The 25,403-nt window shown below is 64.7% G+C and carries 26 protein-coding genes; 15 read left to right on the top strand and 11 right to left on the bottom strand.

Going from position 1 to position 25,403, the window contains the following annotated elements:
- Positions 1 to 106: 106 nt before the first annotated feature.
- Positions 107 to 1,384 (top strand): ABC transporter substrate-binding protein, encoded by a 1,278-nt coding sequence (locus tag K5R33_RS16365; RefSeq protein WP_220750158.1) that lies wholly within the window; start codon positions 107 to 109, stop codon positions 1,382 to 1,384.
- A gap of 461 nt (positions 1,385 to 1,845) precedes the next feature.
- Here the strand turns inward: K5R33_RS16365 and K5R33_RS16360 are convergent, their stop codons facing one another.
- Positions 1,846 to 2,013 carry a hypothetical protein gene (locus tag K5R33_RS16360; protein ID WP_220750157.1) on the bottom strand — a complete coding sequence of 56 codons (168 nt, stop codon included), beginning with the start codon at positions 2,011 to 2,013 and terminating at the stop codon, positions 1,846 to 1,848.
- Here K5R33_RS16360 and K5R33_RS16355 point away from each other — a divergent pair.
- From K5R33_RS16355 to K5R33_RS16320, 8 genes are all read left to right on the top strand, one after another.
- Positions 2,012 to 2,857: an ABC transporter ATP-binding protein gene (locus K5R33_RS16355; RefSeq protein WP_220750156.1), complete on the top strand. Its 846-nt coding sequence runs from the start codon at positions 2,012 to 2,014 to the stop codon at positions 2,855 to 2,857. The genes K5R33_RS16360 and K5R33_RS16355 overlap by 2 nt on opposite strands.
- A 16-nt stretch (positions 2,858 to 2,873) precedes the next feature.
- Positions 2,874 to 3,539 carry a hypothetical protein gene (locus K5R33_RS16350; protein ID WP_220750155.1) on the top strand — a complete coding sequence of 222 codons (666 nt, stop codon included), beginning with the start codon at positions 2,874 to 2,876 and terminating at the stop codon, positions 3,537 to 3,539.
- Positions 3,536 to 4,081 (top strand): RNA 2',3'-cyclic phosphodiesterase, encoded by a 546-nt coding sequence (thpR, locus tag K5R33_RS16345; protein WP_220750154.1) that lies wholly within the window; start codon positions 3,536 to 3,538, stop codon positions 4,079 to 4,081. Before K5R33_RS16350 ends, thpR begins: the two co-directional genes overlap by 4 nt.
- Complete coding sequence (locus tag K5R33_RS16340; protein ID WP_220750153.1) at positions 4,078 to 4,377, top strand: DUF6958 family protein; 300 nt, start codon at positions 4,078 to 4,080, stop codon at positions 4,375 to 4,377. The genes thpR and K5R33_RS16340 overlap by 4 nt, the downstream gene beginning before the upstream one ends.
- A gap of 32 nt (positions 4,378 to 4,409) precedes the next feature.
- Positions 4,410 to 5,402, top strand: coding sequence for a phosphatase domain-containing protein (locus K5R33_RS16335; RefSeq protein ID WP_220750152.1), 993 nt, complete (start codon positions 4,410 to 4,412; stop codon positions 5,400 to 5,402).
- Positions 5,399 to 6,586, top strand: coding sequence for a phenylacetate--CoA ligase family protein (locus K5R33_RS16330; RefSeq protein ID WP_220750151.1), 1,188 nt, complete (start codon positions 5,399 to 5,401; stop codon positions 6,584 to 6,586). Before K5R33_RS16335 ends, K5R33_RS16330 begins: the two co-directional genes overlap by 4 nt.
- Positions 6,587 to 6,697: 111 nt before the next feature.
- On the top strand, positions 6,698 to 7,138 hold the full coding sequence (locus K5R33_RS16325; protein ID WP_220750150.1) for a ferritin-like domain-containing protein: 441 nt from the start codon (positions 6,698 to 6,700) through the stop codon (positions 7,136 to 7,138).
- A gap of 143 nt (positions 7,139 to 7,281) precedes the next feature.
- On the top strand, positions 7,282 to 7,893 hold the full coding sequence (locus K5R33_RS16320; protein ID WP_220750149.1) for a LysE family translocator: 612 nt from the start codon (positions 7,282 to 7,284) through the stop codon (positions 7,891 to 7,893).
- 32 nt (positions 7,894 to 7,925) lie between these two features.
- Here the strand turns inward: K5R33_RS16320 and pheT are convergent, their stop codons facing one another.
- From pheT to K5R33_RS16295, 5 genes are all read right to left on the bottom strand, one after another.
- Positions 7,926 to 10,319: a phenylalanine--tRNA ligase subunit beta gene (gene pheT / locus K5R33_RS16315; protein WP_220750148.1), complete on the bottom strand. Its 2,394-nt coding sequence runs from the start codon at positions 10,317 to 10,319 to the stop codon at positions 7,926 to 7,928.
- Between the two features lie 169 nt (positions 10,320 to 10,488).
- Entirely contained in the window at positions 10,489 to 10,992 is a 504-nt protein-coding gene (locus tag K5R33_RS16310; RefSeq protein ID WP_220750147.1) for a GNAT family N-acetyltransferase, read from the bottom strand.
- Positions 10,980 to 11,444 carry an MOSC domain-containing protein gene (locus tag K5R33_RS16305; protein ID WP_220750146.1) on the bottom strand — a complete coding sequence of 155 codons (465 nt, stop codon included), beginning with the start codon at positions 11,442 to 11,444 and terminating at the stop codon, positions 10,980 to 10,982. Before K5R33_RS16305 ends, K5R33_RS16310 begins: the two co-directional genes overlap by 13 nt.
- On the bottom strand, positions 11,441 to 11,890 hold the full coding sequence (gene msrC, locus K5R33_RS16300; RefSeq protein ID WP_220750145.1) for a free L-methionine (R)-S-oxide reductase MsrC: 450 nt from the start codon (positions 11,888 to 11,890) through the stop codon (positions 11,441 to 11,443). Before msrC ends, K5R33_RS16305 begins: the two co-directional genes overlap by 4 nt.
- 84 nt (positions 11,891 to 11,974) lie before the next feature.
- Positions 11,975 to 13,153 carry a thiolase family protein gene (locus K5R33_RS16295; protein WP_220750144.1) on the bottom strand — a complete coding sequence of 393 codons (1,179 nt, stop codon included), beginning with the start codon at positions 13,151 to 13,153 and terminating at the stop codon, positions 11,975 to 11,977.
- Here K5R33_RS16295 and K5R33_RS16290 point away from each other — a divergent pair.
- The 3 genes from K5R33_RS16290 (at position 13,152) to K5R33_RS16280 (ending at position 16,083) form a co-directional block, all read left to right on the top strand.
- Positions 13,152 to 13,583 carry an STAS domain-containing protein gene (locus K5R33_RS16290; protein WP_308442988.1) on the top strand — a complete coding sequence of 144 codons (432 nt, stop codon included), beginning with the start codon at positions 13,152 to 13,154 and terminating at the stop codon, positions 13,581 to 13,583. The two genes, K5R33_RS16295 and K5R33_RS16290, sit on opposite strands and share 2 nt — an antisense overlap.
- Entirely contained in the window at positions 13,583 to 14,032 is a 450-nt protein-coding gene (locus K5R33_RS16285) for an ATP-binding protein (RefSeq protein ID WP_220750143.1), read from the top strand. The genes K5R33_RS16290 and K5R33_RS16285 overlap by 1 nt, the downstream gene beginning before the upstream one ends.
- A 473-nt stretch (positions 14,033 to 14,505) precedes the next feature.
- Entirely contained in the window at positions 14,506 to 16,083 is a 1,578-nt protein-coding gene (locus K5R33_RS16280) for a gamma-glutamyltransferase family protein (RefSeq protein ID WP_220750142.1), read from the top strand.
- Positions 16,084 to 16,135: 52 nt separating this feature from the next.
- On the opposite strand, the gene bktB is transcribed toward K5R33_RS16280, so the two are convergent.
- The 3 genes from bktB to K5R33_RS16265 all read right to left on the bottom strand — a co-directional run bounded on the left by bktB (position 16,136) and on the right by K5R33_RS16265 (position 20,239).
- The gene (gene bktB / locus K5R33_RS16275) at positions 16,136 to 17,314 is read right to left on the bottom strand and encodes a beta-ketothiolase BktB (protein ID WP_220750141.1); all 1,179 of its coding nucleotides are present in this window, start codon (positions 17,312 to 17,314) and stop codon (positions 16,136 to 16,138) included.
- 93 nt (positions 17,315 to 17,407) lie between these two features.
- Positions 17,408 to 19,000 (bottom strand): phosphoglycerate dehydrogenase, encoded by a 1,593-nt coding sequence (gene serA / locus K5R33_RS16270; protein WP_220750140.1) that lies wholly within the window; start codon positions 18,998 to 19,000, stop codon positions 17,408 to 17,410.
- 102 nt (positions 19,001 to 19,102) lie between these two features.
- Positions 19,103 to 20,239, bottom strand: coding sequence for a phosphoserine transaminase (locus K5R33_RS16265; protein WP_220750139.1), 1,137 nt, complete (start codon positions 20,237 to 20,239; stop codon positions 19,103 to 19,105).
- Positions 20,240 to 20,405: 166 nt separating this feature from the next.
- Here K5R33_RS16265 and serB point away from each other — a divergent pair, with 166 nt between their 5' ends.
- Positions 20,406 to 21,284, top strand: coding sequence for a phosphoserine phosphatase SerB (gene serB, locus K5R33_RS16260; RefSeq protein WP_220750138.1), 879 nt, complete (start codon positions 20,406 to 20,408; stop codon positions 21,282 to 21,284).
- Between the two features lie 26 nt (positions 21,285 to 21,310).
- Positions 21,311 to 22,033 carry a TSUP family transporter gene (locus K5R33_RS16255; protein ID WP_220750307.1) on the top strand — a complete coding sequence of 241 codons (723 nt, stop codon included), beginning with the start codon at positions 21,311 to 21,313 and terminating at the stop codon, positions 22,031 to 22,033.
- A 134-nt stretch (positions 22,034 to 22,167) separates the two neighbouring features.
- Here the strand turns inward: K5R33_RS16255 and rlmN are convergent, their stop codons facing one another.
- Both rlmN and K5R33_RS16245 read right to left on the bottom strand, forming a co-directional pair.
- Positions 22,168 to 23,361, bottom strand: a complete 1,194-nt coding sequence (gene rlmN / locus K5R33_RS16250) for a dual-specificity RNA methyltransferase RlmN (protein ID WP_220750137.1) — start codon at positions 23,359 to 23,361, stop codon at positions 22,168 to 22,170.
- A 71-nt stretch (positions 23,362 to 23,432) separates the two neighbouring features.
- Positions 23,433 to 23,954, bottom strand: coding sequence for an invasion associated locus B family protein (locus K5R33_RS16245; RefSeq protein ID WP_220750136.1), 522 nt, complete (start codon positions 23,952 to 23,954; stop codon positions 23,433 to 23,435).
- Between the two features lie 163 nt (positions 23,955 to 24,117).
- Here K5R33_RS16245 and K5R33_RS16240 point away from each other — a divergent pair, with 163 nt between their 5' ends.
- Positions 24,118 to 25,098, top strand: coding sequence for an asparaginase (locus K5R33_RS16240; RefSeq protein WP_220750135.1), 981 nt, complete (start codon positions 24,118 to 24,120; stop codon positions 25,096 to 25,098).
- Positions 25,099 to 25,403 lie beyond the last annotated feature (305 nt).

Below are 25,403 nucleotides of genomic sequence, written 5' to 3'. Positions count from 1 at the left end.
GACCCCCGCCCTACGGATCGGGGTCGCGCCCAGGCGCGGCCCTTCGGGAGGAGGCGGGGGAGGCCCGCCGAACAACAATCGGAACACCTTAGGGAGGAAAGAACCGATGAAACTAGGAACACTGACGATTGCGGCGATCTGTGCGGCGGCCCCCGCAATGGCCGATCTGGTCTATCCGTCGCTATCGTACCGCACGGGGCCTTACGCGGCAGGGGGTATCCCCTTTGCCGATGGATACGCGGATTACTTCACCCTGCTGAACGAACGCGATGGCGGCATCGGCGGTGTCATGACCCGCGTGCTGGAGTGTGAGACGGGCTATAACACCGAAAAGGGTGTGGAATGTTACGAGTCCACCAAGGGCGAAGGCGCGCTGGTCTATCAGCCGCTGTCGACCGGCATCACCTATCAGCTGATCCCCAAGACGGCCGCTGACGGCATCCCGCTCCACACGATGGGCTATGGCCGGACGTCAGCCGCCAATGGCTCCATCTTCAACAACGTCTTCAACTACCCGGCGAACTACTGGGACGGTGCCTCCATCGCGGTGAACCACTTGCTGGAGGAAAACGGCGGCGACCTGTCGGGCAAGACCATCGCGCTGGTCTACCACAACTCCGCCTACGGGAAGGAGCCGATCCGCACCCTGGAGGAGCTGTCGGAAAAGCATGGCTTTGACCTGTCCCTGCTGGCCGTTGACCACCCGGGTCAGGAGCAGAAGTCCCAGTGGCTGCAAATCCGCCGTGAGCGTCCCGATTATGTCGTGATGTGGGGCTGGGGCGTGATGAACCAGGTCGCCATCCAAGAGGCCGCCAACATCCGCTTTCCGATGGAGAACTTCATCGGCAACTGGTGGGCCGGGTCCGAGAACGACGTGCTGCCCGTGGGTGAGGCCGCCAATGGCTACAAGTCGTTGGCCATGCACAATGTGGGGACCGACTTCCCGATCTACGCCGATCTGAACCAGTATGTGATCGACGCGGGCAAAGCCGCGGGCAATGGCGATCAGGTGGGGACTGTCCTGTACAACCGTGGATTCTATGCTGCCATGTTGGCCGCTGAGGCGACCAAGAAGGCCCAAGAAATTCACGGCGTGGCCGACATCACCCCCGCGATGATGCGCGACGGAATGGAAGCTCTGGTCGTGGATGAGGCCCTAATGGAAAGCCTAGGCATGCCGAATTTCGGACCGGCGTTTAGCGTGTCCTGTGAAAACCATGGCGGCTCTGGCCAGGCCAAGGTGCAGCAGTGGGATGCTGCCGCCGGTGAGTGGAACATCATCACCGACTGGATCGACAGCGACCGCGCCGTGATCGACCCGCTGATCGCCGAAGACTCGGGCGCCTATGCCGCCGAGAACAACATCACGCCCGTCTGCGGCTGATGGACAGCGCGCCCCGGCCTGGTCTGTGCCCGGCCGGGGCGTTCCATTTGAGTACTTGGGGACCCGTGATGCAGCAGGCGCGCGCTCTGCCATGGTTGGCGGATTTGGCGACGGTGATGGACCGCGCTGGATGCTCCTTGGTGCGGCCCGTCAAAACGGTCCGTCGGCGGGTTGCGACCTTAGCAACCTCGGCATCCGTGAGTGGGCGCAGGGCGTTTGGTCTCGGGACAGAGTACGCGAGTGGAGGCGATGCCACCTTTGACGTGGGATCTGTGACGAAAGATCCTTGGCAGTCGGACAGAATGCGAGCCGTAGTCGCTCCGCGGCCATGGGGAGACGGATGCGTTCGCTCGCTGGTCCCCGCATCTAAGCCCCTTGCCAAAGAGAGATACTCCGTGGTCGCGGCCAAGCTAAGCGCCCGGCGTATTGCCTCGGGGCGGCCAGGCTCGCGAGCGGGGCAGTCAGCCAGCCCCCACGCCCATCAAGCCATCGCTATGGGCGGCCTCGCGCGCCGCAGGAACGCCATTCTGGTCGACCGCAGCGACAACAAACACCGGACAACACCCATCGACAGGCCAAGCGCGGCGCACCCCTGCGACCTGGTCCCAGATTTCTAGGAGGCAGCCCATGCTGGACACCACACCCGAGACGACGGCAGCGGCGGCGCAGACCGACGCCTTGCTGGAGGTCAACAACATCGAAGTGATCTACAACCACGTGATCTTGGTGCTGAAAGGCGTCTCGCTCAGTGTCCCCAAGGGCGGGATCACGGCCCTGCTCGGCGGCAACGGGGCGGGAAAGACGACGACGCTTAAGGCGATCTCGAACCTGCTGCGCAGCGAGCGGGGGGATGTGACCAAAGGGGCCATCACCTATCGCGGCGAGCGGATCCAGGATCTGTCGCCCGCCGAACTGGTCAAGCGTGGTGTGGTTCAGGTGATGGAGGGGCGGCATTGCTTTGAGCACCTGACCGTCGAGGAAAACCTGCTGACAGGCGCTTATACCCGCTCGGACGGGGGGCGCGCGATCAAGGACGACCTGGAAATGGTCTACGACTACTTCCCCCGGCTGCGGGAACGTCGGACATCCCAGGCGGGCTACACCTCGGGCGGGGAACAGCAGATGTGCGCCATCGGACGGGCGTTGATGAGCCGACCGGAAACCATCCTGCTGGACGAGCCGTCCATGGGGCTGGCCCCCCAGTTGGTCGAGGAAATCTTCGGCATCGTGAAGTCGCTCAATGAGAAAGAGGGCGTGTCGTTTCTGCTGGCGGAACAAAATACCAATGTGGCCCTGCGTTTCGCGCACTACGGGTATATCCTCGAGTCGGGTCGCGTCGTGATGGACGGCCCCGCCGCCGATCTGCGGGAGAACCCCGACGTGAAGGAGTTCTACCTGGGGATGTCCGATGAAGGGCGCAAATCCTTTCGGGATGTCCGATCTTACCGGCGGCGTAAGCGTTGGTTGAGCTGAGGAAGATGCGCTAGATATGGTGACCGAAGACGAAGCGGCGCGGCTGCGCGCCGCGCTAGAGGCCGCGCGACACGAAGACGACGGCGATTTGCTGATCGCGGAATCCTTCGACACGGACACCCTTATGGCGGCGGAGCAATCCGACGCCTTCGCCGCCGATGCAGAGACGTTGCGGGTCGCCCTGCTCGTCCAACGCTACAGCGCCATGCACGCCGAGGCGCCGGATGAAGCCCTGCTAGAGCGCTTGGATCAATGGATGGCGGAGCGCCTGCCAGACGAGGAAGCCGCCGCCTGGGACGCCCATATGGCCTCGGTCGAGGAGCCGGAGGCCGCCGTGCCGGAGCCCACCCTGCCCCCAACCGCCCCCCCCGTGGCCGAGGCGCCTAAGCCTGCTCCGTCGCTGGTCGCGCCCATCCGCGCGACGCCGCGCGCCGACCCGGAGCCCTCGGCCGGAGGCAATCGCCTCCGCGCCTTGTTTGCGAGAGATCAGACCAAGACCGCAGCGCCCCCCCAAACGGTGGAAGAAGGCTTTGACGAGGCGCCGGAAGCGGTGCTTGAGGAAGAAGAGGACACCCAACCCCCGCGGCGTAAAACCCGCCGGTATGGGTTGTTGTTCATCCTGCTCCTCCTGCTTGGACTGGTGATGTTCGTGGCCGTCTCCACGGCGGGTCAGCCGGGATGAGGGCCTTCGTCGGCCTTCCGGTGCCCGAGGCCTGGGTGGATCCGCTGATGCGGGTGCAATCCCGGCTGCCGGGCGGACGGGCGGTCGACGCGGATGACCTGCATATCACGCTGGCCTTCTTGGACGATCAGCCGCCCCAACGACTGGAAGCACTCCATGACCTGCTAGACGCCCGGGCCCTGGGCGGCGTGCCCCTGCGACCGCTGGCCTTTGCACCGCTGGGTCAGGGGCGCCCACGGGCGGTTGTCTTGGACTTGGCGACCGATCCGCCCTTGGCGACCCTGAGGGAGGGTGTGCGCCAAGATGTCCGTCGGGCTGGAATCGACCTGCCCCGCGAACGCTTTCGTCCCCATGTGACGTTGCTGCGGTATGGCGGGACGGCGCGGGCCGATACCGAGCGTTTGGCCGGAACGCTCCTGCGGGTTGGCGCGCCCGATTTGCCCCCGGCGGAGGCGCATCGCTTGACGCTCTGGTCATCGTTGCTGACGCCGCAAGGCCCGATCTACGAACCCCTCGCGGAATACCCCCTAGTGCCCGCATGACCGACCGAACGCCCTGCCGCACGCCTGCCGGGACAACGGCGACTAACGTTCCCACATGGAAGGTCGAGGCCTGCCGGGAGGCGTTGCACAAGGCGTTGGCCGATGGACCTCTCCCGACACGGGACATCGCGAAGATCGCCGGTCAGCACCTGTCGGAGGACGACCGCACCGACCTCGGATCGCTCGGCTGGCATATGACCACCGTCCGGCTGGAATTGGAGGTTCGCGGAGAGATCGTCCGCCTGCCCGGACGGCCCCTGCGCATTTCCCTGGCCTGCGCGGTCACAGGTCCCTAGCGATGTGGCAGGAATCCCCCCAGGAGGTCGCCATGTCTCGCACCATTCGGCCCTTGCTGCTGCGGATTGGGCGCGCGGTTGAGGCACTGCTGGAACGGATCGGACAAAGGCGCGATGCGCCACCGGTGCTAGATGCTTACACGGGCTATGGCAGCCCTGAGGGTCTGGTGCTGCGCGGGCGGGTCCTGACGCACCTGCGGCGGGGCACGCCGGAACCCGGTGCGTCGCGGTGGACAAATGTGCGGCAGATGGTGTCGCTGTTCATCACCGATGAAGTGGCTGACGTACCTGTCGAAGCGGCGGGGCAAATGGCCACAAGCGACGCGGAGGGGTACATCCACCTGACCGTGCCACGGCAGGCTTCGCCCGGGTGGGCCAGTATCCCCGTACGGATCGCCCAGACCTCGGAGGTTGTGCCTTTCCCGGTCCGTGTCCCGGACCCGGCGGCGGACTTTCTGGTCATCTCCGACATCGACGACACCGTGATCGAAACCGGAGCCCATTCCCTGCCGCGCAACCTTTGGACGACCTTTACCGGTTCGGCCCTGACCCGACACGTCCACGGCGACGCACAGTCGTTGCTGCAGGCTTTGTCCAAGGACGGGCGCAATCCGATGTTCTATGTCTCGTCTTCGCCTTGGAACCTGCACCACTTTCTGGACGCGCTGTTCCGCCGTCACGATGTGCCGCTGGGCGCCATGTTTCTGCGCGATCTCGGGTTGACCGACGATGGGATCGGCAAAAGCCACCGCAACCACAAGGGCGCCGCGATCGATAAGATCCTGGCGGCCAATCCACATCTGCCCGCCTATCTCCTGGGGGATAGCGGGCAAAAGGACGCGACCGTTTACCGAGACGCCATCGCGCGCCATCCGGGCCGCATCTTGGGTGTGGCCCTGCGGGAACCCGCCCCTGGCGTGGGCGCCGATGACGCGCGCACCATCCAAGACATCGAGGCCGCGGGCGTGCCCTGCTTCCACGGGCCGTCGTTTGACGGCGCGCAACACCATTGGGGACTGCAATGACCTATTACGACGACCTGGAAACCCGCTCTGCCGACGCGCGGGCGGCCGCGCAGCTAGAGGCTTTGCGGGCCCAGCTGAGCCGCACGCGAAGCCAGCCGGACAATTGCCTGCCAGAGGTCGAGCTTGGCGACCTGTCGGATTTGGCCAAGCTGCCTGTGCTGCGCAAATCGCAACTGTCGGAATGGCAGGCGGCGGTGCCGCCCTTTGGCGGCATGTTCGTTGGCGATGTTGCCCATGTCTTCCAATCGCCCGGTCCGATCTATGAACCTGGTGGCGTAGGGCACGACTGGTGGCGCATGGGCCGGTTTCTGCACGCCTGTGGCATCGGCAAAGGCGACACGGTTCAGAATTGCTTCGGCTACCACCTGACGCCTGCGGGCATGATTTTCGAGAACGGCGCGCGGGCCGTGGGCGCTCGTGTCCTGCCGGCGGGGGTCGGGCAAACCGACCTGCAGGTCCGCGCGGCCCGCGATGTGGGGACAACGGCCTATGCGGGCACACCGGATTACCTCAAGGTGATCCTGGACCGCGCCGATGAGATGGGGATGCCCCTGTCGATCACGCGCGCGGCCGTTGGGGGGGGCGCGCTGTTCCCCTCCCTCCGGACGGAGTACGCCGAGCGCGGCATCACCTGCCTGCAATGCTATGCGACGGCTGATCTGGGCAACGTCGCCTACGAATCCGAGGCCATGGAGGGCATGATCCTGGACGAGGGCGTGATCGTCGAAATCGTCCGCCCCGGCACCGGCACCCCCGTTGCCGAAGGGGAGGTGGGCGAGGTCGTGGTCACCGCGCTGAACCCCGATTACCCGCTGATCCGCTTTGCCACGGGCGACCTATCGGCGATTTTGCCTGGGGTGTCGCCCTGTGGGCGGACCAATACGCGGATCAAGGGTTGGATGGGTCGCGCCGATCAGACGGCCAAGATCAAGGGCATGTTCGTTCGGCCCGAGCAGGTGGCAGACCTGGTCGCACGCCACCCAGAGATCCGCGCCGCCCGCGTCACCGTCACCCGCGAGGGGGAGATGGACGCCATGGACGTGGCCATTGAGGCGGACGGCGGGGATGAGGCCGCCTGGGCCGCGTCGGTCGCCGCCTGTCTCAAGCTGAAGGGGCGCGTGGCACGGGTCGATAGCCTGCCCAACGACGGCAAGGTCATCGACGACCAACGGGTCTACGACTGACGGCGCAGGCCGGTCAGCGCGAAAAGGGACGGATCCCGCCCGGATGGTGGGAACCGATCCCCGGTCTGAGGGCGTTGAAAGGGTATCCGAAACCTGCAAACGGAGACGCCCATGACCACGCGTACGGACGCCCTGAAAACCCTTCTGACGCGCCTTGTGGATAGCCGCGACGGCTATACCGACGCCCTCGACCACGTTGATGCCCCGCACCTGAAATCCACTCTCTCCTCCTTCCTGGAGCGGCGTCAGCGGAACGCCGATGAGATCCGAGCCGTCTTGAGCCGCATGGGCGTGGAGGTGGGCGATGATGGCTCGCTCCTGGCCTCGGCCCACCGTAGCTTCGTGGGGATCAAGGATATCCTGACGGACGGCGATGAAGCTGCGGTCCTGGCGGAGATTGTGCGCGGCGAAAAAGTCCTGCTGGACGCCTACGATGAGGCCATCACCGCCATCGACGGGGACGCGCCGGAGTTCGCTTTCCTCGTGGAACAACATGCGAGCCTGAGCAGCGCCATCGGCGAGTTGGAAATGCGCAAGGATCTTGCCGCCTGACGCAAAGGGCCTCGGTCTGTCGCATGATCAGCGGTCGTCGCGATCCGATCTGCTGAACCAGACATCACAAAAGATCGACGCGGGTCGCCTATGGGGCGGCCCGTTTTGCGACTAACGTGTCCCTCACACCGAGCGGAGGCGACATGGACCCGACCCTTTTCTTCAGCTTCTTGCTGGCCACTCTGGCCATCGCCGCAACGCCCGGCCCGTCGGTCGCCCTGGCCACCAGCCAAGCCCTCCGCGGGGGACGGCGCGCTATGTATTGGGCTGTGGCCGGTGACGCGCTCGGCACGATGGTGCATATCGCCGTGGCTGTGGCCGGGCTGCGGGTGTTGATCGGGCTGGCGGACCAGGTTTTGCCAGCGCTGCAATTGGCGGGCGGTGCCTATATCCTTTGGCTTGCTTGGCGGGCCTGGCACGACACCGGCGAGAGCCTGCCCCACGACCATGACCGCCGCGCCTTTCTCAGTGGGTTCTTCGCCTGCGTGACAAACCCAAAGGCAATCGTGTTTTTCGTCGCGCTGTTCCCGGGCTTCATCGCGCCGGATCTGAACGTTGTGGCACAGTCTTTGGTCTATGGCGCCGTTTTCATCGCCGTAGATGCGACCTCGATCCTTGCCTATGCACTTCTGACGGTCCGGGCCGTGCGCTCGCCCCTCGCGGCCCGGATCCCCATCCATCGGATTAGCGCCTGTGGCCTCGCGGGCGTGGGCGCCTTGCTGATCTGGAAAGGCTGGCGGGACCTGCCGCGCTGACGCATTGCGCGGCGGTTCGCCTTCGCCGCCCATCACCCGCGTAGGGTGCCGCCTGTCGCCTTCGTCACCTTCTCGACCACCTTCGCGGCCACGGCCTCGATGTCCTTGTCGGTCAGGGTCTTGTCGGTGGGCTGCAAGCGCACGGTCAGGGCAACAGACTTTTGCCCGGCCTCCAAGCTGCCGCCTTCGAAGGTATCAAAAACGCGCACGTCGGAGATCAGCGCTTTATCCGCACCGAGGGCCGCTTGGACCAGCTTTTGGGCCTCCACCTCGGCGTCGACGACAAAGGCAAAGTCCCGATCCACCGCCTGCAGGTCAGACAGGTGCAGGGCACCGCGCGACGCCCCTTGGGCCTTGGGGAAGGGCACCTCAGCGGGCCAAACTGTGAAACCGACCGCAGGGCCCTTCACATCCATGGCCCGCAGGACCTTGGGGTGGATTTCCCCGAACACTGCCAACACTTTCTTCGGCCCCAGGCAGATCTTGCCTGACCGGCCCGGATGCCACCAATCCTGCACGCCGCGCAGGATCTGGGCCTTGGCGGGCGCCCCGATGGCCGACAAAACCGCCTCGGCATCGGCGCGGGCGTCGAAGACATCCACCGGCCGACGGTCCCCATGGACGCCTTTGGGCCCGGTGTGGCCAACCAACAGGCCCGACACCATCAGATGCTGCTCACCCGGCTCCCCCCCGTGGAAGGCCGCGCCGACTTCGAACAGGGCCATATCGGCAAAGCCTCGGGCCTGGTTGCGAGCGGCGGCCTGCAACAGCCCGGGCAGCAGCGCGGGCCGCATATGAGACATGTCCGACGAGATCGGGTTCTCCAGCCGGGTCGCCTCTGTCCCGCCACCGAACAGCGCCGCCGAGGCCTGGTCGATGAAAGCATAGGTCACGCATTCGTCGTAGCCCAGCGCCGCCGCCGTGCGCCGCGCCGTCCGCTCGCGCATTTGCATCGGTGTCAGAACCGGGCGCAACACCTGGGCGGGCCGCGACAGGGGCTTGCCCTGGAGTTTGGTCAGCGAGGCGACGCGCGCCACCTCTTCCACCAAATCGGCCTCGCCCTGCACATCGGGGCGCCAGGACGGCACCGCCGCCATGTCGCCGTCCAACGCAAAGCCGAGCGCAGTCAGCGTCTCGCGCTGTTCATCAGCTGGGATGGCCATGCCAACCAGGCTTTCGACCCGCGCGGTGTCGAGCTTATAGGCACGCGACACATCCGGCACCGCGCCCGCAATAACAGGGCGCGACGCCTCACCACCCGCGTGGTCCAGGATCATCCGCGTGGCGTGGTCCAGCCCATCGGGCGTGAACGCCGGGTCCACGCCCCGCTCGAACCGGTAGCGCGCGTCGGAGTTGATCTTGAGCGCCCGGCCCGTCAGCGCAGTCTGGATGTGGTCCCAGAAGGCGCTTTCGACCAGCACATTCACGGTGTCCTCGGTCACGCCCGAATGGGCGCCGCCCATGATGCCCGCAATACTTTCGACACCGGCGTCATCGCTGATGACCATAGCCCCCTCGGGCAATGTATAGTCCTTTTCATCCAGCGCAGTGATCGTCTCACCACCGACCGCGCGATGCACGCGCAGGTCGCCCTTCACCACATCAGCGTCAAAGACATGCAGCGGACGATTCAGATCGTAAGTGAACCAATTGGTGACATCCACCAGGAAGCTGATGGGACGCAAACCAATGGCCCGCAATTGATCTTGGAGCCAGTCTGGCGAGGGCCCGTTCTTGACCCCCCGAATGAGGCGCAGGGCGAAGACCGGGCAACCGTCGGTCGTATCCTCGGCGATGGTGACACTGGTGGGGCAATCGAAGGTGCCCTCGATCACCGGCGTGCCCTGGGGGATCAGCGCGCCTAGGCCGCGCGCAGCCAAATCGCGGGCTATACCCCGCACGCCCAGCGCGTCGGGACGGTTGGGCGTGATGGCGATCTCGATCACAGGATCGACCTTGGCCGGGTCGTGCTCAGTCAGCCAATCGGTGAACCGCTGTCCCACCTCGCCCGAGGGCAGTTCGATGATGCCGTCGTGTTCGTCAGATAGCTCCAACTCCCGCTCCGAGGCCATCATGCCGAAGCTCTCGATGCCCCGGATTTTGCCGACGCCGATGGTGGTGTCGATACCGGGCACATAGACACCGGGCTTGGCGACGACGACCGTGATGCCTTGGCGCGCGTTGGGCGCACCGCAGATGATCTGTTTGACGCCTTCGTCGGTGGCCACCTGGCAGACGCGCAGACGGTCCGCATCCGGGTGCTTCTCGGCGCTTTCTACGTAGCCGAGGGTAAAATCCTTCAACCGCGCGGCACGATCCTCGACGCCCTCAACCTCTAGGCCCAGATCGGTCAGAGCCTCGGTGATTTGATCGACCGTGGCAGTGGTCTCGAGGTGGCGTTTCAGCCAGGAAAGCGTGAATTTCATCGTATCGGTCCCGCGTCGCTATGCGTCCGCCCTGGGGCAGACGGTTGACGTCCGACTAGCGCATCACCGCGACGGATTGAAGGGCGTGTCGTGAGGGCGGCGTCCCCGTCCTCGGGCGTGCCCCGAGGACCCCCGCCCCAGAGGGTGCGCCCTCCGAACGGAGCACCGCTCACTCCAAGGCAAAGGCAATGCGGCGCACGCGGACGGCTTTGCCAACCAGGGTGTCCGGCTCTTCGCCTTCGTCCTCGCCGCCATTGGCCAAGTAGAAGGCATAGGCCCGCGTGTTGCGCGACAGGACGGTCAACTCGCTCTGGCGAAAGCCCTGCTCTGCCAAAGCCGCGTTCACCGCCTGGAGCAAGCGCTTGCCCAGGCCGCCCCCCCGGCGCGCGGGATCAACATGGAGGTTGTCGATCAACGGAACCGCCCGGTCGGTCAGCGCACAGACAAACCCCGCCACATCACCGTTGGGGACCTCGGCCACGAGGGTGACCTGATCCGCACCAAAGGTCCGCCCGGTCCATTTGTCGGCAAGGTATCCCGGCAGGACGTCCGACAGAACGTGCTGCGGCAGTTCGATACCGTAACTGGACTGCCAAGAGGCGAGGTGCAGGGCGATGATCGCGCGACGATCCCGGGCCGTCGCGGGTCGGATGCGGGCCGTCACAGGGCGCATAGGCTGTCTCCGATCGCAAGGGGGCCGGGGGTGTCGACGGAGGCGCACCAACCGCCATGGTGGCGCACAGCGGAATAGCCGCCTGGACCCAGCGCCTCCTCCATCCGGCTGCAAGGGGCACAGGGGCCCGTCAGGGTCACGACGGCTCCGCCCAATTGGACCTGTCGGCCCCGCAAGGCCGCGAGGTTTATACCGGACACCACGACATTGCGGCGCAGCACGGACGCGGAGACAGGCCCATCACAGAGGGCGGCGATCACCGGGATATGTTCCGCCTGGAGCAGGGTGATCGCGCGTTTGCCCGCGCGTCCATGGTCCCCCCGGAGCCCGTCGCCTTGGATATCGGCGGCCTCCACCACGATCATCTCGGCCCGACGGGCTGGCCGCAACCCGATCCATGTAACGCGCCCGTCCCGGACCTGCCGCCGGATCAGGTCGCGAAGCCCTGTCATCGCGCGAAGGTCGCATGGAGCAGGCGAGACAATTCGTCGGCATCGGTCTGGGTAAAGGCATCGGGTTGATCGCTGTCGATATCGAAGACCGCGATCAGGGTTCCGGTGCCATCCCAGACCGGCAGCACCAATTCGGACCGCGTGGAAGACGCGCAGGCGATATGCCCAGGGAAAGCCTCCACATCTGGCACAAGCTGAGCCTGCCCCGTGCGCGCCGCCGCGCCGCAGACCCCCCGCGCAAAGGGGATCACCAGACAGCCGTGGCCCCCCTGATAGGGCCCGATCTTCAAAAGCTCCGGCGCGACGACACGGTAGAACCCGGTCCAATCGAAACGATCATCCGAATGGTGCACCTCGCACGCGAGGGTGGCCATCAGCGCGATGGCATCGTGCTCGCCCTCGGTCAGGCTGGCGACCGTCTTGTGGAGCGTCGGGTAGTCCACCATCGCGTCGTCCTTGTGGCTACTGGCGGAGCGGGGGTTTCACACCCCCGCACCCCCGTGGAGGTATTTATGCCGAGAAGAAACAGGTTATGGTCGCTCAATGGCGATGGCCGTGCCTTCGCCTCCGCCGATACAAATCGCGGCGATCCCGCGTTTGAGGTCTCGAGCCTCCAGGGCGTTCAGCAAGGTCACGATAATCCGGGCACCAGAAGCCCCAATGGGATGCCCCAGCGCGCAGGCGCCGCCATTCACGTTCACCACGTCAGGCGGCAGGCCCATTTCGTGCATGAAGGCCATGGGGACGACGGCAAACGCCTCGTTCACCTCCCAGAGGTCAACGTCGGATGTGGTCCAGCCGAGCCTGTCCATAAGGGCACGCGCGGCGGGGACTGGCGCGGTTGTGAACAGGCCTGGCGCTTGGGCGTGGCTGGCATGGCCCAGAACGTGGGCGCGGACCGGCAACCCTTCGGCCTCGGCGACGGAGCGTGACGCCAATAGCAGCGCAGCCGCCCCATCGCTGATCGACGAGGAATTGGCGGCGGTCACGGTCCCGTCCTTGCGAAAGGCGGGCTTCAGATGCGGGATCTTATCGGGACGGGCGCTGCCGGGCTGTTCGTCATGGGTAACCTGATGGCTGCCCTTTCGGTTTGTCACTGTGAAGGGTGCGACCTCGGGGGCAAAGGCGTCCGTATCGATGGCGGCCTGCGCGCGGGAGAGGGAGCGCAGCGCGTAGTCGTCCTGCGCCTCGCGCGTGAATTGATAGGCCTCGGCGCAGTCTTCTGCGAAGGTCCCCATGAGACGGCCCTTGTCATAGGCATCTTCCAAGCCGTCCAGAAACATGTGGTCGATGGCCTGACCATGGCCCAGCCGGGCGCCGCCCCGCATGCGCGGCAGCAGATAGGGCGCGTTTGTCATGGATTCCATGCCCCCGGCGACCATGATGCCCGTCTGCCCGAGGGCAATTTGATCATGCGCGATCATCGCGGCCTTCATCCCGGAGCCGCACATCTTATTGAGCGTCGTGGCAGGCACATCCTGCGGCAGGCCCGCGGCGAACCCAGCCTGACGGGCGGGCGCCTGGCCTTGCCCAGCAGGCAAGACACAGCCCATCAAGAGTTCCTCGACCTTGGACGCGGGCAGCCCTGTATCGGCCAGCAGCGCGGCTATCGCCGCCCCTCCCAGATCAGCCGCCGTGGCCTTGCTCAGGGCGCCTTGGAAGCCACCCATGGGGGTCCGGCGAGCGGCGACGATGACGACGTTTTCCATGGCGCGGTTACCCTTTCGTAAGACCTTGGACGGTAGCTTGCCAAAGGTCAGGGCGGAGCGCCAGCGGCAGATGCGGGAAGGGACAGGGATGCAGATCACACAGACGATGCAGGGCGATGTGCTTGCCCTAACGCTCAGGGAAACACGGTTGGACGCGACCGGGGCGCTGTCGTTCAAGGAGCAGATGCGTTCGGCGGTGGCCAATCACGACGGTCGGGTCGTGCTGGACATGCATGAGGTTCAGTTCATGGACAGCAGCGGCCTCGGCGCATTGGTTGCTGGCATGAAAATGCTTGGTGAGGGACGGCGACTGGAGTTGGCCAGGTGTGATGCCATTGTGCTCAAAGTCTTGGCATTGACACGCATGGATAGGGTCTTCGTCATGCACGACGGCCTCCCATGGGAGAGCGATGATCAGGACGCGGCCTGATGAACGCGGCCCGTTCAACAACATCGACCATGTTCTTACATCGCCGCTTCAACGGCACAGCCCATGCCGTGCGGTCCCATTTGCAGTCGATTGAGGACCTGGCGCGGTCGTACAACATCGCCAAAGATATCTATGGGGACGTTCTGATTGTCTTGGGCGAAGTTCTAAACAACATCGTTGAACATGCCTTTGCAGATGAACCCGATGGCTGGATTGACTGCAAAATTAGCCGCCACCGAACGCATTTTCTGATCGAGACACGGGATAACGGCACACCGCTGCCCCCGCGCTTACTGAGCGCAGGCGCCCTACCTGACACGGGAACGGACCTTGAGGATCTGCCGGAAGGAGGCTTCGGCTGGTTCATCGTTCACACCCTGACCGATGACATGATCTACGAACGCCTGGACGGCCAAAACCATTTGAGCTTTTCGCTGGCGATCTCCTAGCTTCGGCCGATGCGAGAGCCCCTGGTGGTCGTGGAGATCGGCCACGTGATCGATTGAAGTGGTGAGTTTGCCCTTTGGTTCCAGGGTAAAGCTATTTGAATTGAGTTGGACCCAACCTTCAGGGTCGACGTTTCCGCGCTAACGCGTCCTGATTGTCTCGGTCAGATCATAAGGCGCGTTCTTACATTGGTCGTTGTTCAGAAAAGCCGCCTTTGTCGCCGGACATGTTTTGTTGATCCGCCAAACGTAAGTTGCCAGCCTAAAGGCCAGTCCCAAAAATGCTCACCCGCGAACGTCATCGTTAAACCGAAGCACAGACGACGCCCATGGGCCCCGATCCCTCTCCGACACCGTCCGATCCGGAGGAGCCATGCGCAGTGGGTGGTCCCATCCGCCTCTGACATCGCTTGTTTCGACTGGACACCTACACCGTGGCGCCTAGGCTCCGATAGGCTCACATGGTGGAGGGGAACATGCGCGATTTTCATCTGCCCGGACGCTCGCAAGTCTATGGGACCAATGGCATGGCAGCCACCTCCCACCCGCTCGGCGCGAGACTGGCCATTGATACTTTGGCGCGGGGCGGGAACGCTGTGGATGCGGCCATCGCTGGCGCCGTCGCCCTTGGCCTGTGCGAACCACAGATGACGGGGCTCGGTGGGGACTGCTTTGCGCTGATAAAACCCCCAGGGTCAGAGACGGTTCTGGCCCTAAACGGATCCGGCCGCGCCCCTGCGGCAGCCACCGCCCAGGCGCTGCGGGCGCAGGGGCACCGGGCCGTTCCGGTGTCATCGCCCGATGCCGTGACAATACCCGGTGCCGTGGATGCATTTTGCACCCTGTCGCGGGAGCATGGAAAGCTAGGTCTGGCCGATATTCTCGGTCCCGTGATCGCGGTCTTCGACGCCGGGGTCCCGGTGGCGCCGCGGGTGGCATTCGACTGGGCCGAAGCAGCGAACACGCTGCAAGGCACGGCGCGCGATGTCTATCTGACAAAGGGCAACGCCCCATCGGTGGGAGATATGTTCCGCCTACCCGGTCAAGCGGACGTCCTGCGCCGTATCGCAAAAGAGGGGCGCGACGGGTTCTACACCGGCGAAGTGGCCGAAGACATGGTCAATAGCCTACGCGCCATGGGTGGATGCCACACCTTGGAAGATTTCGCCGCCACGGCCTGCGATTGGACGGATCCCATCGCAGGCACCTACAAGGGGATCGACTTGGTGGAGCATCCGCCGAACGGCCAAGGCGCAACGGCGCTGCTACTGGCGAACATCCTCGGGCATTTCGACATCACGGAGCTTGATCCCTTGGGCGCCCGCAGAGTCCATTTTGAGGCGGAGGCTACGAAACTCGCCTATGATGCCCGAAACCGTTTTCTAGCCGATCCTGATCATACGACCCGCCTTGCGCATATGACGGCGCCGGAGACGGCGGAGCAATTGGCGCAACTGATCCATCCCAAACGGGCCATGGCCGCACCGGCGCCCCTGACCGAGGCGGTTCACAAAGACACGATCTATATCACCGTCGTGGACAGAGACGGTATGGCGGTCTCTCTGATCTATTCCATTTTTCACAGCTTTGGGTCCGGAATCGCATCAGATCGATTTGGCATCCTCTTCCAAAACCGCGGAGCTGGATTTACCCTGGACCGATGGCATCCCAATGAATTGGGCCCCGGAAAACGACCTATGCACACGATCATTCCGGGCATGTTGCGGCAAGACGGGCGGATCACGATGCCGTTCGGCGTCATGGGCGGCGCCTATCAACCCTGCGGTCACGTTCGATTTCTCTCAAACATGGTTGATTTTGGGATGGACCCGCAAACCGCCATCGACATGCCCCGCGCGTTCGCCGACGGCGACGTCCTGCGCGTGGAAAGAGGCTACAGCGACGCGGTCCGGGCGGAACTCTATGGGATGGGACACCGGATTGAGGTTCCAGCGGGTCCCATTGGTGGCGCTCAAGCCATTGAAATACGCGCTGACGGGGTGCTCGTGGGCGCCTCCGACCCTAGAAAGGACGGGTGCGCTTTGGGGTTATGAGGGGCCAAACTTTTCATGGAAAAGTTTGAAAAGACTTTTCGATGAAAAGTCTTCAACCAATCCGCTCGATGGCGAGCGCTATCCCTTGGCCGCCCCCGATGCACATGGTGATGAGCCCACGGCGGCCCCCGATGCGCTCCAATTCGGCGAGGGCTTTGACCGCGATGATCGCACCGGTTGCGCCGACTGGATGGCCAAGGGCAATCGCTCCCCCATTGGGATTGACCCGGTCGCTGTCCAATCCGAGCGCGCGGCTCACGGCAATCGCTTGGGCCGCAAAGGCTTCGTTCGATTCAATCACGTCGAGGTCGTCGGCACCCAGCCCCGTTTTGGCGAAGAGGGCTTCACAGGCAGGCACCGGCCCAATCCCCATGACCTCCGGGCGGACCCCTGCCAATGCATAGCCCAGAATCCGTGCGCGCGGTGTCAGGCCCATGTCGCGCGCGGCGTCGGCCCGCGCCAGGACGAGCGCCGCAGCCCCGTCATTCAACCCAGACGCATTCCCGGCGGTGACGGTGCCATCTTTCTGAAACGCTGGGCGTAGTTTCGCCAAGGTGTCCACGTCGGTCGTCTTGGGGTGCTCATCCACCGCGAAATCGATCTGCTGCCGCCTCTGGCGGACGGAGACAGGCACGATCTGCTCGGAGAACCGGCCCTCAGTGATTGCTTTGGCCGCCCTCTCTTGGGACTGAAGCGCAAAGGCATCCTGATCGGCGCGGGTCACGCCATGCTCCGCCGCAACGTTCTCGGCCGTGACGCCCATATGACCCGTCCCAAAGGGACATGTCAGTGCGCCAAGCATCATATCCTTGGAGCGCACGTCCCCCATTTTCGCGCCCCAGCGCGCATCCTGTAGGATAAACGGAGAGCGCGACATGCACTCGGCCCCACCGACCAAGGCGACGTCCGCATCGCCCAGCATCAGCGATTGGGCCCCCGAGACAATGGCCTGAACACCAGAGCCGCACAGGCGATTGACGTTCACCGCAGGCACCGTATCGGGCACACCGGCCTCGATGGCCGCCGCCCGGCTCAGGTACATATCCCGCGGCTCGGTATTGATCACATGGCCGAAGACCGTCGTGCCGATTTGGTCGGGCTGCACGCCTGCGCGGGCCATCGCCGCCTCGGAGACGGTCTTCGCCAACTCGATGGGCGTGGTCCCAGCCAAGGATCCGCCGAAGGTCCCGATGGCCGTGCGCACACCAGAAAGGATGACGATATCTGACATTGGGCTCCCTTCCCGCTGGAGGGGCGCCAGGCCCCAGTCCGCGCATATGAACGGACTGGGGGCGGTTTTGAAACCAGGACGTTGCGTTCCGCCTTAGACGTCGAAGCGCAAGGGCGAGACCGTCTGGAACAGGCCCGTTGCGCGCAACTTCTCCAACACCGGAGCGGGCGGCTGATCGTCCAGATACAGCAAGGCGATGGCGTCCTGACCGCGGTCCGAGCGGCCGAGCGTAAAGTTGGCGATGTTCACGCCGTTTTCGCCCATGGTCTGCCCCAAGGTCCCGATGATCCCCGGCACGTCCTCGTTGGTGGTGTAGAGCATATGCGCCCCGACCTCGGCGTCGATGTTGATGCCTTTGATCTGGATAAAACGCGGCTTGCCGTCGGTGAAGACCGTACCCGCGATGGACCGCTCGCGCGACGCCGTCTTGACGACCAGCTTGATGTAGCCGTCAAACACGCCCGACTTGTCCTGACGGGTGGTGGAGATTTCCACGCCCCGCTCCCGCGCGATGACGGGGGCCGAGACCATGTTCACGTCCGGGTTTGTGGCCTTCATCACGCCCGAGATGGCGGAGCAATTCAGCGCCTCCAGGTTCATGTCGGCAACCGCGCCATTGTAGATGATTTCGATGGCCTGGATCGGCTCATCGGTCATCTGGCCCACGAAAGCGCCCAGGTGGTCGGCCAGCTTGACCCAGGGGCCCATGACCTTGGCCTCTTCGGCGGTGACGGACGGCATGTTGAGCGCATTCGTCACGGCTCCGGTCAGCAGATAGTCGGACATCTGCTCGGCTACTTGCAGGGCGACATTCTCCTGCGCCTCGGTCGTGGCGGCGCCCAGGTGGGGCGTGACGACCACGTTGGGCAGATTGAACAACGGGCTCTCCGTCGCAGGCTCCACCGCGAAGACGTCAAAGCCCGCGCCGGCCACATGGCCTTCTTTCAACAGGGCCGCCAAGGCCTCTTCGTCGACCAGGCCGCCGCGCGCGCAGTTGACGATGCGCACGCCCTTCTTGGTCTTGGCCAGGTTCTCGGCGGACAGGATGTTCTTGGTCTGATCGGTCAGCGGCACGTGCAGGGTGATGATATCCGCACGGGTCAGCAAGTCTTCCAACTCGACCTTCTGCACGCCCAGTTTGGAGGCACGCTCATCGGACAGGAAGGGATCGTAGGCCACGACCTTGAGGCCCAGGCCCACGGCCTTCTGGCAGACGATACCACCGATGTTGCCCGCGCCGATGACGCCCAGGGTCTTGCCGGTCAGTTCCACGCCCATGAAGCGCGACTTTTCCCATTTGCCCGCATGGGTCGAAGCGTTGGCCTCGGGGATCTGACGAGCCACGGCGAACATCATGGCGATGGCATGTTCGGCGGTGGTGATCATGTTGCCGTAGGGCGTGTTCATGACGATCACGCCCTTCTTGGAGGCGGCGGGCTTGTCGACGTTGTCGGTCCCGATGCCCGCACGGCCGACAACCTTCAGGTTCGGCGCGGCCTCCAGCAGCTTTTCGGTGACCTTGGTGGCAGACCGGATGGCGAGGCCGTCGTAGTCCTTCACGGCAGCCAACAGCGCGTCCTTATCCTTGCCCAAGGAGGGATCAAAGGTGACGTCGATGCCGCGGTCGCGGAAGATCTGAACGGCGGTTTCCGAGAGTTTGTCGGAGACGAGAACTTTGGGGGCCATGGTGGGCTCCTGTCGCTGAAATTGGGATCCGCGCCCCGGACATGATCCGGGGCCGCTTGCGTTGGAGGGGGAGGCCCCGGATCAGATCCGGGGCGCGTCGCGTCAGGCGGCGGCGGTGGCCGCCGTCTCTGCGCGGTAGGCCCAGTCGAGCCAGGGCAGCAGCGCCTCGATATCCGCCGTCTCGACGGTGGAGCCGCACCAAATCCGCAGGCCCTCGGGCGCGTCGCGATAGGCGCCGATGTCCAGGGCGACGCCCTCGGCCTCCAGCCGTTTGGCCATGGCCTTGGCGGTTCCTTCGGGGGCACCCACCAGCTTGAGGCAGACCGACGTCGTCGACCTGGTCGCCTCGTCCTCGGCCAGGTTCTCGATCCAGTCTCGGGCGGCGCAGAAGTCCCAGATGGCCGTCGCATTGGCCGTAGCCCGGTCGATCAGGCCCTGCAGCCCCAGGTCTTCGGCCCAGTCCAGCGTGACGAGGTAGTCCTCGACACAGAGCATCGAAGGCGTGTTGATCGTGGCACCCGTAAAGATCCCTTCGATCAGCTTGCCACCCTTGGTCAGGCGGAAGATCTTGGGCAGCGGCCAGGCGGGGGTGTAGCTTTCGAGGCGCTCGACGGCGCGCGGGCTCAGGATGATGACGCCATGGGCGCCCTCCCCACCCAGAACCTTCTGCCAGGAGAAGGTCGTCACATCGAGCTTGTCCCACGGCAGATCCATTGCGAAAGCGGCGGAGGTCGCATCGCAGAGGGTCAGGCCGTCGCGGTCGTCGGCGATCCAATCGGCGTTGGGCACACGCACGCCGGAGGTGGTGCCGTTCCAAGTGAAGCAGATGTCGTGCGCAGGATCGATCGTCAGATCGGGCAGCGCGCCGTAATCGGCGGTGCGGACCTCGGCATCGAGCTTCAGCTGCTTGACCGCATCGGTCACCCAGCCGGCGCCAAAGCTTTCCCAGGCCAGCATGGTCACCGGGCGCGCGCCCAGCATGGTCCACATGGCCATCTCATAGGCGCCGGTGTCGGAGGCGGGCACGATGCCGACGCGGTAGTCGTCTGGCACGCCCAGCAGAGCCTTGGTGCGGTCGATGGCGGCCTTCAACTTGGCCTTGCCCACCGCGGCGCGGTGCGAGCGGCCAAGGGGCGCGTCCATCAGATTGTTCAGGGAGTATCCGGGGTGCTTGGCGCAGGGTCCCGAAGAAAAACGCGGGTTTGCCGGCCGCGTGGCCGGGGTCGTCGTCTCGGTCATGTCTATCCTTACAGATATATGCCCTTCGTTGGGGAAGGGTGTCCCAAGGCCGCTGCTATGGGAGCGAAGGGGGTCGCGCAAGACCTGAATCGGCGCTAAGCGGGCCGCGATTGCACAAATTGCGCGGACCTTTGTTCGCCATCGGAAACTTACCAGGGACCCGCCCATGTATGTCTGCGTTCTGACCGCCTCCCCCGCCGCCGCCACGCTGGAGATCCCCATGATCGAGGCGCTGCGGAACGCCTGGGGTGGGGGCGACGCGACCTGGTTAGCCCCTGGAATCGCGGCGGAATTTCCGTTGGACCGGTTGCCAGATACGCTGGATGGTGCGCGCGCCGACCTGGACGCTATGGGCGTGGATGTGAACGTTGTACCCGTCGAGGGACGGCGCAAACGCCTGCTGCTGGCGGATATGGATTCGACCATGATCCAACAGGAATGCATCGACGAATTGGCCGCCGAGGCAGGCGTGGGCGACCGCGTGGCGGCGATCACGGCCAAGGCGATGAATGGCGAAATCGACTTTGAAGGCGCCTTGCGGGAACGGGTTGGCCTGCTTGCGGGTCTTGATGTCTCCGTCATCGACCGTGTGATCGCAGACCGCATAACGTTGATGCCCGGAGGCCCGGAATTGGTTGCGACGATGAAGGCGAATGGCGCGCGCGCGGCGCTGGTGTCGGGCGGCTTCACGGCCTTCACCTCGGTCATCGCGGCTCGGCTCGGGTTCGATGAAAACCGCGCCAACACCCTGTTGGAGGCGGACGGTAAGCTAACCGGCGAGCCCGGCACGCCGATTCTGGGGCGCGAGGCCAAAGTCACCGCGTTGGAGGAGATCACCGCGCAGATGGGGATCACGGATGCGGACGTCTTGGCCGTGGGCGACGGCGCCAATGACCTGGGCATGTTGACCCGCGCGGGCATGGGCGTGGCCCTGCACGCCAAGCCCGCCGTCCAGGCGGAGGCCGGGCTGCGCGTGAACCACGGGGATCTGACGACGCTGCTGTACTTGCAAGGCTACCACGTCGACGCCTTCGTACACCCGTGATCGACCCCAACGTCATCGCGGTGCTGATGACCGTGGCTCTGCTGGCTGGGTTTGTGGATGCCATTGCGGGCGGCGGCGGCCTCCTCACAGTGCCGGGGTTGGTATTGGCGGGCGCAGACCCTGTCACAGCGGTCGCGACAAATAAGGTGCAGGGCATCTTTTCGCCCCTGTCGGCGGCCATCGCCTACGCGCGTGCTGGCCTGGTGGACCTGAGCGCCCAATGGCCCATGGCGCTGACGGCCTTCGGCGGTTCAGTCGCAGGCGCGCTATCCGTGACGCTGCTGCCGGTCGAGACGCTGCGCATCGGTCTGCCCATCCTGCTGATCGGGATCGCCCTGTTCGTCGCGTTCAAACCCGGCTTGGACGACCGGCCGCGCCTGCGGCGGATCACGCCGTTGCTGTTCGGAGCAACGCTGGTGCCCGTCGTCGGGTTCTATGATGGGCTGCTGGGACCGGGGGCAGGCTCTTTCTACATGCTAGGGTTCGTTCTTTTGGCGGGTGATGGGCTGCTACGGGCGACGGCGCAGTCGAAGCTGTTGAACGTAGCGTCAAATGCGGGCGGCTTGCTGACCTTCGCGGTGATCGCCTCACCCTGGTGGATCGCCGGACTGGCCATGGGGGCGGCGGCCTTTACCGGAGCACAGATTGGCGCGCGGGTCGCCAGCCGCAGGGGCGCGCGGCTCATAAAACCACTGCTGGTGACCATGACCTTGGCAATGGCCTGCCGATTGATGTGGGATTGGCTGTAAGTGTCACAATGCTGCAACGCAGCGGCTATACTGGGCCCGCGAATGGTACTCCGGGGGACGGACTCATGGCCGAGATCGACGCTGTAAAGTTCATGTGGCACGTCTTGCTGGGCAAGCCCCGCAAACGCTGACGGCTAGAGGCCCGCTTCGGCGGCGATCTGAGCGCGGCTTTTGCGCGCCCGTTCAGTCGCCGATTTCAACTGGCCACAGGCTGCCATGATGTCCTCACCCCGCGGCGTCCGGATAGGCGAGGCATAGCCCGCCTGCATCAGGATCGTCGCAAAGGCCCGGATGCGGTTGTTGGACGACCGCGTGTAAGCGGATCCAGGCCATTCGTTGAACGGGATCAGGTTCACCTTGGCCGGAATCCCGTCGAGCAGCTTCACCAGACGATGCGCATCCTCGTCGGTGTCGTTCACGCCGTTCAGCATCACATACTCAAAGGTTATCCGCTCGGAATTGGTGGCCTTGGGGTATTCGCGCAGGGCCTCCAGCAGGGCTTCGATGTTCCAGCGCTTGTTGATTGGCACCAGCACATCGCGCACCGCATCCGTGGTCGCGTGGAAGGACACGGCCAGCAGGCACCCAATCTCCTGCGCGGTGCGGGCGATTTCAGGCACAACGCCTGAGGTCGACAGGGTGATGCGACGGCGGCCCAGGGCGATCCCCTCACCGTCCATCACGATCTTCATGGCATCGCGGACGTTCTCAAAGTTATAGAGCGGCTCGCCCATCCCCATCAGCACGATGTTCGACAGCAGACGCGGCCCCGCGTCGCCCGTCCCGGTCCCTGGCTCCGGCCATTCGTCGAGGTCATCACGGGCGAGCATGACTTGCCCCACGATCTCTGCCGCTGTCAGGTTGCGGACAAGCTTTTGCGTGCCCGTGTGGCAAAAGGAACAGGTCAGCGTGCAGCCCACCTGCGACGACACACAGAGCGTGCCACGCCCCTCTTCGGGGATATAGACGACCTCCACCTCATGCCCTCCGGCGATACGCACAAGATACTTGCGCGTCCCGTCCTCGGACACCTGGCGGGTGACGACCTCGGGCAAGGCGATCACGAAGTTCTCGGCCAGCGTCGCGCGGAACGCCTTGGAGAGGTTCGTCATGGCGTCGAAATCGCGCACGCCCCAATGGTACAGCCATTGCCAGACCTGGCCCACGCGCATCTTGGCCTGCTTCTCGGGCACGCCTACGGCAATCAGCGCCTCGCGCAGGGCGGGACGGGTCAGGCCGATCAGGTTCGTCTTCGCCTCCGGTGCCTCTTTGCGGGGCACGGTCAGGGCATCAGGCGTAACAGGAGCAGGCGTCTTAGGCGTGGCCATCGCGACCTCCGAAAACCAAAACAGGCGCCTGATATAGAGGCGCCTGCGAAGAAACTCAATTCAGCGCAACGTCACCCGGAGCACCGTGCCTCCGCGTCGGTGACGGCAGCGGTGAAGCCCAACAGGCTAAAGGTATCTTCCGTGCGTGTCCCACGGCCAGAGCGACCCGTCACGACGGCCTGAGCGCCCCGTTTCATGGCCGCCACGATCCGTTCATCATCGGTGGGGGATGCGGCCCATGCCAGTTCACCGTCCGTGAACAACTCAAACCGGTCAGATCCGATCTCGATCACCACGGTCGAACCATCCGCATAAGGATAGCCGCCCGTCGCCGAAACCTCGCCCTTTTTATCGGACCCCGGCCAATAGCTGACAAACAGGCGAATATCGCCGCGCCGGGCCGCGACGGGTTCCCCATCGCGGGTGTTGAGGATGGATTTCGGCGCCGAGACGATCCAGCACTGGGTCGGATTGTCCTCAACGAAGACGGACCAGTCAGTCTCCGTGTTGACCCGGTTGGAGCTTTGCTGCGCCGACACGGGCAAAGAAAGCGCCGCAATAAGAAGGGCTGAACCAATTGCCTTGGGGATCATATTCTACTCACTGCCTCTGTTATCGACGTGCCGACCGCTTGCCCCGGTTGGCCGGGATCTGGCCGTTCAGGACACGCGGTTCCCAAAACTCCGTAAGGATGATAGCGCAGGTGGGCAGGGGTCGGAACCCCGTGCGGCGGATTTTCGCGCAGCGGGGGCCAGCATGCAAACCGATCACCCTTTCGTCGAGGTCATTCGCGGCGACCGCCTCGAATCCATGCATCGTGGGCACGCGGTCATCTGTGACGGTTCGGGCACCGTGTTGGAGGCCTGGGGCAACCCGGACGCGGTGATCTTCCCCCGCTCGTCGGCGAAAATGATCCAAGCATTGCCGTTGTTGGAAACCGGGGCGGGGCGGGACCTCACCTCGCGCCATTTGGCCCTGGCCTGCGCCTCCCATCGGGGATTGCCGCGCCATGCGCAGTTGGCAGCGGCTTGGCTGTCGGACATGGGGCTGTCCGATGACGATCTGCGGTGCGGCGCCCATGCCCCTTTTGATCGGGAAGCGGCGGATGATTTGGTTCGGGCGAAGACCTCCGCCTGTCAGGTGCACAACAATTGCTCGGGGAAGCACTGCGGGTTTTTGATGGTCGGCCAGAAGCTCGGCGGGGGACCAGACTACGTGGCGCCCGACCATCCCGTGCAGCGGGCCGTGTTGCAAACCTTCGAAGAGGTGACCGGGACCGATAGTCCGGGCATCGGCATCGACGGATGTTCCGCCCCGAACCCCGCCACACCCCTGCGGGCCTTTGGCGCCGCCATGGGCAAGTTTGCCCGCGCACCCCAGGGCAATGACCCGCGTGCCCAGGCCATGACCCGACTGATCGACGCCATGGCCACCCACCCCGACCTCGTCGCAGGCCCCGGCGCGGCCTGCACGGAAATCATGGGCGCCCTCGCCGGTAGGGGCGTGGTCAAAACAGGTGCCGAAGGTGTCTATATCGCCATCCTGCCAGATCTGGACCGAGGCATCGCAGTCAAGATCAGCGACGGCACCACGCGTGCATCGGAGGCCGTGATCGCGGCATTGCTTGTCCACTTAGGCGCCTTGGCCCCCACCGAGCCTGTGGTGACGCGGTTGACGCATGGTCCAATGCGCAATGTACGCGGGACCGAAACGGGTCACCTGCGCGTCACGCTTTGACGGCGGCCCTCGCCGGCGGTGGTGGTGGCGCACGGCGCGGATAGCAGGCTCTGCACAGGCTGCATTTGCGCGAACGGCCACCATGGTCCAAAACAACTCTGCCGTCTTGAGTGCCTTTGGCCCCGGCCTTTGAGTTACATGCGACAGAGGCGCAAGCGTCCCGGCTCATCCTGCTGCTCGCAGCATCGTAAAACCCCTTTGCGCCGGGGTTGCTGCCTTGGGGAAGCGATCGACGCTCTTACAAACAGGGGCCGCCATGGCGTGCTCTTTGTGCGGGGCCGCCAGCGCACAGACGCGGAGAATTG

Source organism: Jannaschia pagri, assembly GCF_019655435.1.
GTDB classification, from domain to species: domain Bacteria; phylum Pseudomonadota; class Alphaproteobacteria; order Rhodobacterales; family Rhodobacteraceae; genus Jannaschia; species Jannaschia pagri.
The sequence above is the reverse complement of the archived record's forward strand: the minus strand, read 5'-3'. Positions and strand labels throughout refer to the sequence as shown.